11 protein-coding genes and 4 tRNA genes are annotated in these 15,383 nt (G+C 35.6%); all 15 read right to left on the bottom strand.

From position 1 onward, the window contains the following. Nucleotides 1–71: 71 nt before the first annotated feature. The 15 genes from EB819_RS01060 to EB819_RS00990 all read right to left on the bottom strand — a co-directional run bounded on the left by EB819_RS01060 (nucleotide 72) and on the right by EB819_RS00990 (nucleotide 15,371). The gene (locus EB819_RS01060) at nucleotides 72–374 is read right to left on the bottom strand and encodes a DUF3467 domain-containing protein (RefSeq protein WP_069799559.1); all 303 of its coding nucleotides are present in this window, start codon (nucleotides 372–374) and stop codon (nucleotides 72–74) included. An 89-nt stretch (nucleotides 375–463) separates the two neighbouring features. Then, nucleotides 464–4,732, bottom strand: coding sequence for a DNA-directed RNA polymerase subunit beta' (gene rpoC, locus EB819_RS01055; RefSeq protein ID WP_069799561.1), 4,269 nt, complete (start codon nucleotides 4,730–4,732; stop codon nucleotides 464–466). A 30-nt stretch (nucleotides 4,733–4,762) separates the two neighbouring features. Next, the gene (rpoB, locus tag EB819_RS01050; protein WP_069799563.1) at nucleotides 4,763–8,590 is read right to left on the bottom strand and encodes a DNA-directed RNA polymerase subunit beta; all 3,828 of its coding nucleotides are present in this window, start codon (nucleotides 8,588–8,590) and stop codon (nucleotides 4,763–4,765) included. A gap of 308 nt (nucleotides 8,591–8,898) precedes the next feature. Continuing rightward, nucleotides 8,899–9,267 (bottom strand): 50S ribosomal protein L7/L12, encoded by a 369-nt coding sequence (rplL, locus tag EB819_RS01045; protein ID WP_069799565.1) that lies wholly within the window; start codon nucleotides 9,265–9,267, stop codon nucleotides 8,899–8,901. A 94-nt stretch (nucleotides 9,268–9,361) separates the two neighbouring features. Beyond that, entirely contained in the window at nucleotides 9,362–9,970 is a 609-nt protein-coding gene (gene rplJ, locus EB819_RS01040) for a 50S ribosomal protein L10 (RefSeq protein WP_069799567.1), read from the bottom strand. A 13-nt stretch (nucleotides 9,971–9,983) separates the two neighbouring features. Then, nucleotides 9,984–10,676 carry a 50S ribosomal protein L1 gene (gene rplA / locus EB819_RS01035; protein WP_069799569.1) on the bottom strand — a complete coding sequence of 231 codons (693 nt, stop codon included), beginning with the start codon at nucleotides 10,674–10,676 and terminating at the stop codon, nucleotides 9,984–9,986. An 11-nt stretch (nucleotides 10,677–10,687) separates the two neighbouring features. Next, nucleotides 10,688–11,131, bottom strand: a complete 444-nt coding sequence (rplK, locus tag EB819_RS01030) for a 50S ribosomal protein L11 (protein WP_069799571.1) — start codon at nucleotides 11,129–11,131, stop codon at nucleotides 10,688–10,690. 165 nt (nucleotides 11,132–11,296) lie between these two features. After that, entirely contained in the window at nucleotides 11,297–12,568 is a 1,272-nt protein-coding gene (locus tag EB819_RS01025) for a Y-family DNA polymerase (protein WP_069799573.1), read from the bottom strand. 147 nt (nucleotides 12,569–12,715) lie between these two features. After that, nucleotides 12,716–13,258, bottom strand: a complete 543-nt coding sequence (nusG, locus tag EB819_RS01020; protein ID WP_069799576.1) for a transcription termination/antitermination protein NusG — start codon at nucleotides 13,256–13,258, stop codon at nucleotides 12,716–12,718. Between the two features lie 10 nt (nucleotides 13,259–13,268). Continuing rightward, entirely contained in the window at nucleotides 13,269–13,475 is a 207-nt protein-coding gene (gene secE, locus EB819_RS01015) for a preprotein translocase subunit SecE (protein ID WP_069799577.1), read from the bottom strand. 12 nt (nucleotides 13,476–13,487) lie between these two features. Next, nucleotides 13,488–13,558, bottom strand: a tRNA-Trp gene (locus EB819_RS01010). 53 nt (nucleotides 13,559–13,611) lie between these two features. Beyond that, nucleotides 13,612–14,799: an elongation factor Tu gene (gene tuf, locus EB819_RS01005; protein WP_069799579.1), complete on the bottom strand. Its 1,188-nt coding sequence runs from the start codon at nucleotides 14,797–14,799 to the stop codon at nucleotides 13,612–13,614. Between the two features lie 212 nt (nucleotides 14,800–15,011). Beyond that, nucleotides 15,012–15,083 (bottom strand) — tRNA-Thr (locus EB819_RS01000). Between the two features lie 47 nt (nucleotides 15,084–15,130). Further along, nucleotides 15,131–15,203, bottom strand: a tRNA-Gly gene (locus tag EB819_RS00995). Between the two features lie 85 nt (nucleotides 15,204–15,288). Beyond that, nucleotides 15,289–15,371: transfer RNA gene (locus tag EB819_RS00990), tRNA-Tyr, on the bottom strand. Nucleotides 15,372–15,383: the final 12 nt, after the last annotated feature.

The following is a 15,383-nucleotide window of genomic DNA, read 5'->3' as shown; positions in this document are numbered from 1 at the left end:
AGACTTTTTTTGCAAAAAAAAATCCTAGCCCTTTAAAAGACTAGGATTTAGAATATTATTTTAAGTTTTGATTATGCTTGAGCATTACCAGCACCTACTACGAAAGGTTCAACTTCTTTGATTTCTCCGAATTGAGCTTCATAGTTTTGGATATTTTGTTGAAGAGCAGCTAAAACTCTTTTTGCATGAAGAGGAGCAAGGATTACTCTGCTTCTTACTTGAGCTTGCTGAACTCCTGGCATTAATTGAATAAAATCTAATACAAACTCAGATGGAGAGTGGTTTACTAATGCAAGGTTGCAATAAGCACCAGCTGCTACCATTTCGTTTAATTGAATATTAATGTTTTGATCTTGGTTTTGGTTGTTATCCATTTGTATAAGTTTTAATAAGTTAATTTTTTACATTCAAAAAAAAGAAGGTTTAAAGAACAGTAAAACTGTCTTTAAACCTTACATTCATATTAATTTAAATCCTCGAATTCTTTTTTAGAACCCACGATTACACTTTGATAATCTTTAAGACCTGTACCTGCAGGAATTCTGTGACCTACGATTACATTTTCTTTAAGACCGTTTAGTTCGTCTACTTTACCAGACACTGCTGCTTCGTTTAGAACTTTAGTAGTCTCCTGGAATGATGCTGCAGACATGAAAGACTTAGTCTGTAAAGCTGCTCTGGTAATACCTTGTAATACAGGCGTTGCAGTTGCAGTAAGTGCTTCACGAACTTCTACTAATTGAAGGTCTTCTCTCTTCAGTTTAGAATTTTCGTCTCTCAATTCTCTAGCGGTAATCATTTGACCAGCTTTGAAAATTTTAGAATCTCCTGGTTCTGTTACAACTTTCAATCCGAAAACTCTGTTGTTTTCTTCAAGGAAATCATATTTATGTTCTAGACTGTTTTCAAGGAATTGGGTATCACCTCCGTCTACAATTTCTACTTTAGTCATCATCTGTCTTACGATGATTTCGAAATGCTTATCGTCAATTTTTACCCCTTGTAAACGGTAAACTTCTTGAATTTCGTTTACTAAGTACTCTTGAACAGCTGTTGGACCTTTGATTCTTAAGATATCATCTGGTGTTACAGAACCGTCAGAAAGTGGCGAACCAGCTCTCACAAAGTCGTTTTCTTGAACTAAGATTTGATTAGAAAGTTTTACTAAATATTTCTTAATCTCACCTGTTTTAGATTCTACGATTAATTCACGGTTACCTCTCTTAATTTTACCATAAGAAACTACCCCGTCAATTTCTGTAACTACAGCAGGATTAGAAGGATTTCTCGCTTCGAATAATTCGGTTACTCTTGGTAAACCTCCTGTAATATCCCCTGCTTTTGCAGATTTTCTAGGAATTTTGATTAAGACTTTACCAGCCTTAATTTTTTCACCATCATTTACCATTAAGTGGGCTCCTACTGGTAAGTTGTATGCTTTTTGCTCAACTCCTTTAGAATCTACCACTTTCAAGGTAGGAATGGCTTTCTTATTTCTAGATTCTGAGATTACTTTTTCTTCGAAACCTGTTTGTTCGTCGATTTCTAATTGGAAAGAAACCCCTTGAATAATATCTTCGTATTCTACTTTACCAGCAGTTTCTGCGATGATAACCGCGTTATATGGATCCCATTTTGCAATAAGGTCTCCTTTTTTCACTTTATCACCAGGTTTTACAGAAAGTGCAGAACCATAAGGTACGTTTGCTACCATCAATGGAGTTCTAGCTGCATTATCTGCTACTAAGCGGAATTCTGTAGAACGAGAAATGACGATATCTGCTTCATTACCGTTTTCATCTTCAGAAATAATCGTTCTTAATTCGTCAAATTCTACGATACCATCTCTCTTAGCAACAATAGTAGGATTTTCTGAAACGTTTCCTGCAGTTCCCCCTTGGTGGAAAGTTCTCAGTGTAAGCTGAGTACCTGGTTCCCCAATTGATTGTGCAGCAATTACACCTACAGCTTCTCCCATGTGAATCATCTTACCTGTAGCTAGGTTTCTACCGTAACATTTAGCACAGATACCTTTTTTAGCTTCACAAGTTAATGGTGAACGAACTTCTACGGTTTCTATACCCGCTTCTTCTACTTTTTTAGCAAGCTCTTCGTTAATTAACTCATCTGCGTGAACTAAAATTTCGTCGTTTTCTGGATTATAGATGTCGTGAAGAGAAACTCTACCTAGAATTCTTTCTGATAGTTTTTCTACGATTTCATCATTTTTCTTCAATGCAGCTACTTCTGTACCTCTTAATGTACCACAATCATCTTCTGTAATGATTACGTCTTGAGCTACGTCTACTAATCTTCTTGTTAAGTAACCAGCATCCGCAGTTTTAAGAGCGGTATCCGCAAGACCTTTACGAGCACCGTGGGTAGAGATAAAGTATTCCAAAATTGATAAACCTTCTTTAAAGTTCGCAATAATTGGGTTTTCGATGATCTCTGCTCCTACTGCACCAGCTTTTTGTGGTTTTGCCATCAAACCTCTCATACCAGATAACTGACGAATCTGTTCTTTAGAACCCCTCGCTCCAGAATCTAGCATCATATATACAGAGTTGAATCCACCTTGGTCAGATTTCATTCTGCTCATAATCATCTCAGTAAGACCAGCGTTGGTATTAGTCCAAACGTCAATTACTTGGTTATAACGTTCTGTATCTGTGATAAGACCCATGTTATAGTTCCCTTTAATCTCGTCTACTGTTTCAATTGCTTGAGCAATCATGGTTTTCTTTTCTGCTGGTACTACAATATCAGCCAGTGAGAAAGATAGACCGCCTTTGAAAGCGTTCATATAACCAAGATTTTTCATATCATCAAGGAACTTCACGGTAGTTGGGAAATCTGTATCTGCTAAGATTTTACCAATTACGTTTCTTAATGATTTTTTAGTCAATAATTCATCAATATAACCTACTTGTTTAGGAACAATTTGGTTAAATAAAATTCTACCAACTGTAGTATCTTGAAGTTTAGTTACGATTTCTCCTTCTTCTGTTTTAAATGGAAGTCTACATCTTACTTTAGCGTTAAGAGAAACTTGACCTTCAGAGTAAGCAATTTCTACTTCTTCTGGAGAATAGAAAACTAAACCTTCACCTTTTACTTTGTGCGTTTCTGTGGAATGCGCTTCTTTGGTCATGAAATATAGACCAAGAACCATGTCCTGAGAAGGTACGGTAATAGGAGAACCATTTGCAGGGTTCAAGATATTCTGAGAACCTAGCATTAATAACTGAGCTTCTAGAATCGCTTCTGGGCCTAATGGTAAGTGTACCGCCATCTGGTCACCATCGAAGTCGGCGTTGAATGCCGTAGTTACTAACGGGTGAAGTTGGATAGCTTTACCTTCAATCATTTTAGGCTGGAACGCTTGGATACCCAATCTGTGAAGGGTAGGTGCACGGTTCAATAGAACTGGGTGACCTTTCATCACGTTTTCTAGAATATCATAAACTACTGGTTCTTTTCTATCAATAATTCTTTTTGCAGATTTTACTGTTTTTACAATACCTCTTTCAATTAGCTTTCTAATGATAAATGGTTTGTAAAGTTCTGCTGCCATATCTTTAGGGATACCACACTCATGTAATTGTAAGTTAGGACCTACAACAATAACCGAACGTGCAGAGTAGTCTACCCTTTTCCCTAATAAGTTCTGACGGAAACGACCTTGCTTACCTTTCAATGAATCTGAAAGTGATTTCAATGGTCTGTTTGATTCTGATTTTACAGCAGATGATTTTCTAGTGTTATCAAATAATGAATCTACCGCTTCCTGAAGCATACGCTTCTCGTTTCTCAAGATAACTTCTGGAGCTTTAATCTCTAAAAGTCTCTTTAGACGGTTGTTTCTAATGATAACTCTTCTGTACAAATCATTTAAATCTGATGTAGCGAATCTACCACCGTCTAGTGGAACTAATGGTCTTAATTCTGGTGGAATTACAGGAAGAACACGCATTACCATCCATTCTGGGCGGTTAATCATTCTGGTATTAGCACCTCTAAGAGCTTCTACTACAGATAATCTTTTTAATGCTTCAGTTCTTCTTTGTTTAGAAGATTCATTGTGAGCTTTGTGACGAAGATCGTAAGAAAGAGCATCTAAATCAATTCTCTTTAACAATTCTTCCACAGCTTCAGCACCCATTTTAGCAATAAATTTATTAGGGTCTGTATCTTCTAAATATTGGTTTTCGATAGGAAGGGTTTCTAAAACATCTAGATATTCTTCTTCTGTTAAGAATTCTTTGTCTTCGAAATCAGAACCGTCTGCTTTTTTAGCGATACCTTGTTGGATTACTACATATCTTTCGTAGTAGATAATCATATCTAATTTCTTAGAAGGTAATCCTAAAAGGTAACCAATTTTGTTTGGAAGTGAACGGAAATACCAGATGTGAGCAACTGGAACCACTAAGTTAATGTGCCCTATTCTCTCTCTACGTACTTTTTTCTCGGTAACTTCTACACCACAACGGTCACAAACGATGCCTTTGTATCGAATTCTCTTATATTTTCCACAAGCACATTCGTAATCCTTTACAGGACCGAAGATTTTCTCGCAGAATAAACCATCTCTTTCTGGTTTGTGAGTTCTATAGTTAATCGTTTCTGGTTTTAGTACCTCTCCTTTTGACTCTTGAAGAATGACTTCAGGAGAAGCTAAACCGATGGTGATTTTACTAAATCTACTTGTTTTATTTTTTGACATAATCTGTTCAAATAAAAATTAAAAAATTGAGGATTACTCTTCCAATCTTATATCAAGACCTAGACCTTGTAATTCGTGTAACAATACGTTGAAAGATTCTGGAATACCAGGTTCTGGCATAGCCTCACCTTTTGCGATTGCTTCATACGTTTTCGCTCTACCGATTACGTCGTCTGATTTCACGGTTAAGATTTCTCTCAAGATATTAGACGCTCCGAATGCTTCTAGAGCCCAAACCTCCATCTCTCCGAATCTCTGTCCACCGAATTGTGCTTTACCTCCTAATGGTTGCTGAGTAATTAATGAATAAGGACCGATAGAACGTGCATGCATCTTATCATCTACCATGTGTCCTAGTTTCAACATATAAATTACCCCAACTGTAGCAGGCTGAGTAAATCTCTCACCAGTACCACCATCATATAAATAAGTACTTCCGTAGATAGGAAGACCTGCTTTTTCGGTGTATTCTGTGATTTGTTCTAAGCTTGCACCATCAAAGATAGGAGTAGCAAATTTTAATCCTAATTTTTTACCAGCCCATCCTAAAACGGTTTCGTAAATCTGACCGATGTTCATACGAGAAGGTACACCTAGTGGATTCAATACGATATCTACAGGAGTTCCGTCTTCTAAGAATGGCATATCTTCTTCTCTTACGATTCTAGACACGATACCTTTGTTACCGTGACGACCTGCCATTTTATCACCTACGTTTAATTTACGTTTTTTAGCGATGTATACTTTAGCTAGTTTAATGATACCTGCTGGTAGTTCGTCTCCGATAGAAATAGCATATTTCTCACGGTTTTTAACCCCTTGAATATCATTATATTTAATTTTATAATTATGAATTAATTGTTTAATTAAATCATTTTTATCAGCATCTACAGTCCAATCTGCACCACTTACGTTTACATAATCTTCTACAGATTGAAGAAGTTTAAGCGTAAACTTAGCTCCTTTTGGAATGATTTCTTCTTCTAAGTCATTATTAACACCTTGAGAAGTTTTACCATTAACAAGAGTATTTAATTTTTCAAGAAGGGTATTTCTTAATTCATCGAATTGAGCTTTGTATCTGTTTTCGATTTCTTCAAGTTTTAACTTCTCTTCAGTTCTTTTTTTCTTGTCTTTGATGTTTCTTGAGAATAATTTTTTGTTGATAACAACACCTCTTAGTGAAGAGTCTGCTTTTAATGAAGCATCTTTTACATCACCAGCTTTGTCACCAAAGATTGCTCTCAATAGTTTTTCTTCTGGAGTAGGATCAGATTCACCTTTTGGAGTAATTTTACCAATTAAGATATCACCAGGCTTCACTTCTGCACCAATTCTAATCATACCGTTTTCATCAAGGTCTTTCGTAGCCTCTTCAGAAACGTTAGGAATATCTGCAGTTAGTTCTTCCATACCTAGTTTGGTATCTCTTACCTCTAGTGAATACTCATCTACGTGGATAGAAGTAAACCAGTCTTCTCTTACTACTTTCTCGTTGATTACAATCGCATCCTCGAAGTTATACCCTTTCCAAGGCATGAAGGCTACAGTAAGGTTTCTACCAATAGCTAATTCTCCTTTTTCGGTAGCGTAACCATCACAAAGCACTTGTCCTTTTACTACGGTATCACCCACTCTCACGTTTGGTCTAAGAGTAATGGTAGTAGATTGGTTGGTTTTTCTGAACTTAGTTAAGTTATATGTTTTAGTAGCAGATTCGAATTGTACTAAATCCTCATCTTCGCTTCTTTCGTATTTAATTACGATTTTGTCTGCATCTACATATTCTACTACACCATTTCCTTCAGCATTAATTAAGATTCTAGAATCTGTAGCCACTTGTTTTTCTAAACCTGTACCTACGATTGGAGCTTCTGGTTTTAACAATGGAACAGCCTGACGCATCATGTTAGATCCCATCAATGCACGGTTCGCATCATCATGCTCCAAGAAAGGAATTAAAGATGCAGAAATACCAGCAATCTGGTTAGGTGCAATATCTAATAAATCTACTTGATTAGGCTCTACTACTGGATAGTCACCATCAAGACGAGCGATAACTCTTTCTGTATTGAAGGTACCATCATCTGCTAAATCTACGTTTGCCTGAGCAATGATTTTAGATTCTTCATCTTCTGCATTTAAATAGATTGGTGCTGCAGAGAAATCTACTTTACCATTTTCTACTTTTCTATACGGAGTTTCGATGAAACCTAAAGTATTGATTTTAGCATAACATCCTAATGAAGAAATCAAACCGATGTTTGGTCCTTCAGGAGTTTCAATCGGACAAATTCTTCCGTAGTGAGTATGGTGAACGTCACGCACCTCGAAACCTGCTCTTTCTCTTGATAAACCACCAGGTCCTAAAGCTGAAAGTCTTCTCTTGTGAGTGATTTCAGATAGTGGGTTGGTTTGGTCCATGAACTGAGAAAGCTGGTTGGTACCAAAGAATGAGTTGATTACTGATGTTAATGTTTTAGCATTTACTAAGTCTAGTGGCGTAAAGATTTCGTTATCTCTTACGTTCATTCTTTCTTTAATTGTTCTCGCAATTCTAGAAAGACCTACACCAAACTGACCAGCTAATTGCTCACCAACAGTTTTAATTCTTCTGTTTGATAAGTGGTCAATATCATCTACTTCAGTTTTAGAATTAGCTAATTCTATTAAGTGTCTAACGATAGAGATAATATCTTCTTTAGTAAGAACTTCTGTAGTAGTAGGGATGTTAAGACCTAATTTTTTGTTCAATCTGTAACGACCAACTTCCCCTAATGAATATCTTTGTTCTGAGAAGAATAATTTTTCAATAATTCCTCTTGCTGTTTCTTCATCTGGTGGATCTGCGTTACGTAACTGACGATAAATGTATTCTACCGCTTCTTTTTCTGAGTTGGTAGGGTCTTTTTGTAATGTATTTTGAATGATAGAGAATTCACCGCTATTTTCGTTGTGGATTAAGATAGACTTAACACCAGCATCTAAAATAAGGTCTAAGTGTTCTTTTTCAAGAACAGTTTCTCTGTCAAGGATAATTTCATTTCTTTCGATAGAAACTACTTCACCTGTATCTTCGTCTACGAAATCTTCGAACCAAGTATTTAATACTCTAGCTGCTAAAGTTCTACCTTGAACTTTTTTAAGATTCGCTTTAGATACTTTTACTTCTTCTGCCAGGTCGAAAATCTGAAGAATTTCTTTATCAGATTCATAACCAATTGCTCTTAACAAAGTAGTAAGTGGTAATTTCTTTTTACGGTCAATATACGCATACATTACGTTATTGATATCCGTAGTAAATTCCATCCAAGATCCTTTGAAAGGGATAATTCTTGAATAGTACAATTTAGTTCCGTTAGCGTGATAAGTTTGCCCGAAGAAAACACCTGGAGATCTGTGTAACTGTGTTACAATTACACGTTCTGCACCATTGATAATGAATGAACCAGAAGGCGTCATATAAGGAACTGGACCTAAATATACATCTTGAATTACAGTTTGGAAATCTTCGTGTTCCGGGTCTGTACAGTATAGTTTAAGTCTTGCTTTTAGAGGAACTGAATAGGTAAGTCCTCTTTCCACGCATTCGTCAATAGAATAACGAGGAGAATCTACCAAATAATCTAGAAATTCTAAAACGAATTGGTTTCTAGAGTCTGTGATAGGAAAATTTTCTTGAAAAGTCTTGTAAAGACCTTCATTCAATCTGTCCTCAGGAAGTGTATCTAACTGAAAAAACTCTTTGAAAGATTGTAACTGGATATCTAAGAAATCTGGTGTTACAACGTTACCTTTCGCAGATGAAAAGTTAATTCTTTGATTTTCCTGAGCGCTTGTAATAGCTTTTGATTTACTCATAAAATGGTAAGAAAAGTTGGGTTAAAAAATATTTTACTTTATTTTAAAAAATATCAGAATAGTTGGGTGTTTGATGTTGGATGTCAGATGTTTTACATCTAGCCTACCGCATCTAGCTTCCTACATTTCTAACTGCAACACTGGTATATCTTTTCACAGTGTAGTGCAAAATATTCTTCTTTTAGAAATTTACAATTTTCAAATAATTGAAAATCAACAAGTTAAATGTTTTGAAAAATTTAACTCTTAAAATAGACATAGACCTACCCATAATTGGGAAGGTCTAAGTCTTATTTGGTGTAAATAGATTATTTCAATTCTACTTCTGCACCAGCTTCTTCTAATTGTTTCTTAAGAGCTTCAGCTTCGTCTTTAGAAGCACCTTCTTTAATAGCAGTTGGAGCACCATCTACCATATCTTTAGCTTCTTTAAGACCAGCACCTGTTAAATCTTTTACTAATTTAACGATAGCTAATTTAGAAGCACCAGCAGCTTTAAGGATTACGTCGAATTCAGTTTTTTCTTCAGCAGCATCAGCAGCTCCACCAGCAGCTACAACTACAGCAGCAGCAGCAGGCTCAATTCCGTACTCATCCTTAAGGATAGCAGCAAGTTCATTTACGTCTTTTACAGTTAAGTTTACTAGCGTTTCAGCTAAATTTTTTAAATCTGACATTGTATTAATGTTTAAATTGTTGAACGATTTATATTATTTTTTTTGAGTGTCTTTACTCTATGTTTGCTTTTTTTCTGCAAACAATTTTTTGTTATTATTCCGCAGCAGGAGCTTCACCTTCAGCTGCAGGAGCTTCTGGAGTTTCTTCTGTTGCAGGAGCTTCAGCTACTACTTCTGGAGCAGCTTCTACAGCTGGAGCCTCCTCAGTTTTAGCACCTTTAGCCTCTTCTTTGTTTTCTAAAGCAGAAATCAATCTTTGGATTGGAGATTGAAGTAATCCGATGATTTCACCAATCATTTCTTCTCTAGACTTAATGTTTGCTAATGCATCTAGGTTTTCATCACCTACATAGAAAGTTTCTTGTAAGTAAGCAGATTTAAGAGCTGGGAAAGCTTCTTTCTTTCTGAATCCTTGAATTAATTTAGCAGGAGCGTTTGCAGTTTCTGCAATCATTACAGCAGTATTCCCTTTGAAAGTTGGGAACATTTCTGAATAATCTACACCTTCAATTTGCTCCATAGCTTTTTGTAATAAAGTATTCTTTACTACTTTAAGCTTTATATTATTTTTAAATGCTTGTCTTCTAAAATCTGAAGTCTGAGCAGCATTCAATCCTTCAAGATTTGCTACATACACTACTTTAGCGTCTTGTAACATATCTTTAATCTCTTGTATTACTAATACTTTTTCTTCTTTTGTCATTGTCTTTCAGATTTTAGTTAACAGATTTAGTATCAATTGCAATCCCCGGACTCATTGTAGAAGAAAGATAGATAGATTTTACGTAAGTACCTTTAGCAGCGGTAGGCTTAAGCTTAATTAATGTGTGAATTAATTCAGCAGCGTTTTCTTTCAATTGTTCTGGAGAGAAAGAAACTTTACCAATACCAGCGTGTACAATACCGTATTTATCTACTTTGAAATCAATTTTACCAGCTTTCACTTCTGCAACAGCTTTACCTACTTCCATAGTTACAGTACCTGATTTAGGGTTTGGCATTAAACCTCTAGGACCTAAAATTCTTCCTAATGGACCTAATTTCCCCATTACAGCAGGCATAGTAACGATTACGTCTACATCTGTCCAACCGTCTTTGATTTTTTGTAAATATTCATCAAGACCTACATAATCAGCACCAGCTTCTTTAGCTTCTGCTTCTTTATCTGGAGTTACTAATGCTAATACTTTAACATCTTTACCAGTTCCGTGAGGAAGAGATACTACACCTCTTACCATTTGGTTTGCTTTTCTAGGATCTACCCCTAATCTAACTGCAAGGTCAACAGAAGCATCAAACTTAGCATAGTTTAATTCTTTTACTAATGCAGAAGCTTCATCAAGGTTATACACCTTGTTTTTCTCTACTTTGCTCGCAACTTCTTTTTGCTTTTTCGTTAATTTTGCCATTTCAATAAGTTTTAAGCGTTAGACGGTTTAGTTCCAGTTACTCTCAATCCCATAGATCTTGCAGTTCCTGCAACCATTGATAATGCAGAATCCATTGTAAAGCAGTTCAAATCAGCCATTTTATCTTCAGCGATTTTTTTCACTTGTTCCCAGGTTACAGAACCTACTTTTACTCTGTTTGGTTCTCCAGAACCTCCTTTTACCTTAGCAGCTTCCATTAATTGGATTGCAGCTGGTGGAGTTTTAATTACGAATTCGAAAGACTTATCTTCGTAAACAGTAATTAGAACCGGTAAAACTTGCCCTGGCTTGTCTTGTGTTCTTCCATTAAATTGTTTACAAAACTCCATAATGTTTACCCCAGCAGAACCTAAAGCAGGACCAACTGGTGGTGAAGGGTTAGCAGCGCCACCTTTCACTTGGAGTTTCACCATTTTAAAGACTTTTTTAGCCATTTTTTAATTTTTAAAAATTTTTAATTTATGAATGTGGAAGCATTTATAAATCAGCAAGTTAGATTATCTCACCTTCCTAACTTACTTTTTGTGGGTGCAAAATTAAGAAAAATTTCTTAACTAACAAGTGTAAATCGCTGAAATTTAAAAAGATATTTAATATTTTCAATGAAACCTAAAATTAGCTTCGGGTAAAGTATTGCTTTTCAGAAATTCCTCATATTCTGGCGAAAGCAATTTTCTTTCGTAGGTAGGCTTTCCGTTTTGTGAGGCCAATCTTATTTTATTTTTGCCATATTTCTTGTTCAGAGAATCCATGGCCTTCATAATCGGAAGGTGTTTTTCTTCTACATCTTCTTCAAAAATATTAATCAATCGTTGATTTTCAGGCACAAAATCAGAAACAATTACACCAGCCTTTTTATACAAAAAACCATCTTTATAAATGGCTTCAAAAATAGCATTTGCGGCTTTAGACAAAACAATGGAAGAACTACTTGGGTTAGGTAAAACCACAGAAAATCCGTTTTTATATTCTGGTAAATCTTTTCTAAATCTATTCGTTTGCAGAAATACGGAGATGACTTTACAACAACTATTTTGTTTCCTTAACTTTTCGGCACAAGAGAAAGCAAAAGTTTCTACGCGTTCTCTCAGCATTTCTTTATCAGATATCATCTCCATAAAACTTCTGGTAGTAGCAATGGATTGTTTTTTAGAAGGAGAATCAAGTTCTAATTGTTTAATTCCTTTTAATTCATTAATCATTCTCACGCCGTGAATTCCCATCAATTTTCTAACCCAAATTTCTGGTTTCTTAAGCAAATCTGCCGCTTTATACACTCCCGCATCTTTCATCTTATTCCCCAATCTTCTGCCAATTCCCCAAACATCACCAATCTCTAACCACTGAAGTGCTTTTTCTATTTTTTCTGGAGTATCAAGTGTGCAAACTCCTTGAAATTTTTCTGGATATTTCTTGGCAATTCTATTGGCTACTTTTGCCAATGTCTTCGTAGGCGCAATTCCTATACTCACGGGAATTTTTGTTTTTTGTAAAATAAGGTCTTTGATATTTTGCGAATACTCTTCCAAATTAAAATATTTGAACCCATGAAAATCTAGAAATAGTTCATCTATACTATAAATTTCAAAATTGGGAGAAAACTCACTGGCAATAGCAGAAACTTGTTGACTTTTGAAATTATAATATTCAAATTTAGCGGAGAAGCATTTCACTCCATGTTGCTCAAATAATTCTCTATACTTAAAAACTGGTGCTCCCATAGGAATTCCTAAAGCTTTTGCCTCGTTACTTCTAGACACTACACAACCGTCATTATTAGACAAAACCACTACTGGAACCTCCTGTAAAGAAGGGTCTAAAACTCTTTCGCAACTCACAAAAAAATTATTACAGTCTAATAGCGCAAACATAATAGAAGAAATTTAGAAGAATTAAACGCTAAAAATGAGAACGTAAAATTAGAAAGATTGTACGACAAAAGAGGGCGTTTTCAGAAAGACTTATCCACAAAAAAAGCCACTCTAAATAGAGTGGCTCATTATATTGTATGATAAATTTTACAATTTTTCTACTTGCATGTAAGAAAGTTCCATAGGAGTTTTTCTACCGAAAATCATTACAGAAACTTCTAATTTCTTCTTGTCTTCTAAGATTTTTTCTACAGTACCATTGAATCCATTGAAAGGACCATCGATTACTTTTACACTTTCTCCTACTACGAATGGAATTTCCATTTCTGTAGCAAATTCAGAAAGTTCATCCATTTTACCAAGCATTCTGTTTACTTCAGATTTACGCATCGGAACAGGATCACCTCCTTTTGTAAGACTTAAAAAAGAAATTACACCAGGTAAATTTTTAATAATATGTGGAATTTCCCCTATCAAATTAGCTTCTACCATTAAGTAACCAGGGTAAAAAGGCTTTTCTTTAGGCACTTTTTTACCATTTCTTACTTGGATTACTTTTTCCATAGGAATAACTACTTGAGTAACATAAGCTTCAAGATTTAATCTTTTAACTTCGCTCTCAATGTAGGCCTTAACTTTATTTTCCTGGCCACTAATAGCTTTTAATACATACCATTTTAAATCGCTCATGGAAAAATTTTTAATTAAAGAAACCTATGAAAATTGCTAATATATTTTTAATAGCTGTGCTAAATAATGAATCTACTCCGAAAGTAAACAATGCTAATATAACAGTAGCTACAGCCACTACTATTGTAGAAGATTGTAAATCAGCCCACTTTGGCCATTCTACTTTATATCTAAATTCTGAATAAGAATCTTTTAAAAAATTGATAAGTGAGTTCATAATTTATATTTGCACGGGCACAAGGATTCGAACCCTGATCAACGGTTTTGGAGACCGGTATCCTACCATTGGACGATGCCCGTAGTTAAAAAAGCTCCGTAAGTTTCCTTACGGAAGCTTTATTTATTTAAGATGATTAATCTAAGATTTCAGTAACCTGACCAGCACCAACTGTTCTACCACCTTCTCTGATCGCAAATCTAAGACCTACGTTAAGAGCGATTGGTTGTAACAATTCTACTGTGATCGTTAAGTTATCACCAGGCATTACCATCTCTACACCTTCTGGTAAGAAGATTTCACCTGTTACGTCAGTAGTTCTTACATAGAACTGAGGACGATATTTGTTGTGGAATGGAGTGTGTCTACCACCTTCTTCTTTAGAAAGAACGTAAACCTCAGCTTTGAATTTCTTGTGTGGTTTCACAGAATCTTTCTTAGCGATTACCATACCTCTCTTGATGTCAGTTTTCTCGATACCTCTTAATAATAGACCTACGTTATCACCAGCTTCACCTCTATCTAAGATTTTTCTAAACATCTCAACACCAGTGATAGTAGAAGTTAACTTCTCATCACCCATACCTACGATGTCTACTGGATCACCTGTATTGATAACACCTGATTCAATTCTACCAGTTGCTACAGTACCTCTACCTGTAATAGAGAATACGTCTTCGATTGGCATTAAGAAAGGCTTATCTTGATCTCTAACTGGTAATTCAATCCAGTTATCAACAGCATCCATAAGAGCTTCTACAGTTTCAACCCATTTTGGCTCACCGTTAAGTGCACCTAGAGCAGAACCTTGAATTACTGGAGAGTTATCACCATCATATTCGTAAGAAGATAATAAATCTCTTACTTCTAATTCTACTAATTCTAATAATTCAGCATCGTCTACCATGTCAACTTTGTTCATGAAAACAACGATTCTTGGTACGTTTACCTGACGGCAAAGTAGGATGTGCTCTCTAGTTTGTGGCATTGGACCATCAGTAGCAGCAACTACTAAGATAGCTCCATCCATTTGAGCAGCACCAGTAACCATGTTTTTAACATAATCGGCGTGACCTGGACAGTCTACGTGAGCATAGTGTCTATTTACAGTTTCATACTCTACGTGAGCAGTATTAATAGTAATACCTCTTTCTTTTTCTTCTGGAGCAGAGTCAATTGAAGAGAAGTCTTTCATTTCAGCTAATCCTTTCTCAGCTAATACTTTAGTAATAGCAGCAGTAAGGGTAGTTTTACCATGGTCAACGTGACCAATAGTACCAATGTTTAAGTGTGGTTTGTTACGATTAAACGTTTCCTTTGCCATGATTTTAATATTTAATTTATTAACTATTGAAATTTTCAGTGCGCAAATATAGTGATTTTTTGAATATCAAAATCTTTTTATTAAAAAAAATTTCAATATTCAGTTTCAATACGTTTGACGCTATGATATTATCTTATTTTTGAGGGTACAAATTTAAGAATTTATTTTAAATAAAAAAGTCTCTCAAAATATTTTGAGAGACTTTTATTTTGAGCCAACTATGAGATTTGAACTCACGACCTCTTCCTTACCAAGGAAGCGCTCTACCCCTGAGCTAAGTCGGCTTGGAAAAAAAAATCACATACCGCTTAATTGGAATGTGATTTTCTAGAGCGGAAGACGGGGGTCGAACCCGCGACATTCAGCTTGGAAGGCTGACGCTCTACCAACTGAGCTACTTCCGCAATTTGTGTTTACAAATTATTGTTGGTAAACGGTGTGCAAATTTATGAAATTTTCTTAAACCTGCAAATTAAATTTATAAAAAAGTGGGGAGAGCAGGATTCGAACCTGCGAAGTCGTAAGACAGCAGAGTTACAGTCTGATCCATTTGGCCACTCTGGAATCTCCCCGCTTGTTTTTTA

Source organism: Cloacibacterium normanense (assembly GCF_003860565.1).
Classification (GTDB): domain Bacteria; phylum Bacteroidota; class Bacteroidia; order Flavobacteriales; family Weeksellaceae; genus Cloacibacterium; species Cloacibacterium normanense.
Note: the sequence above shows the minus strand (reverse complement) of the source record. Positions and strands in the feature narration are given on the sequence as shown.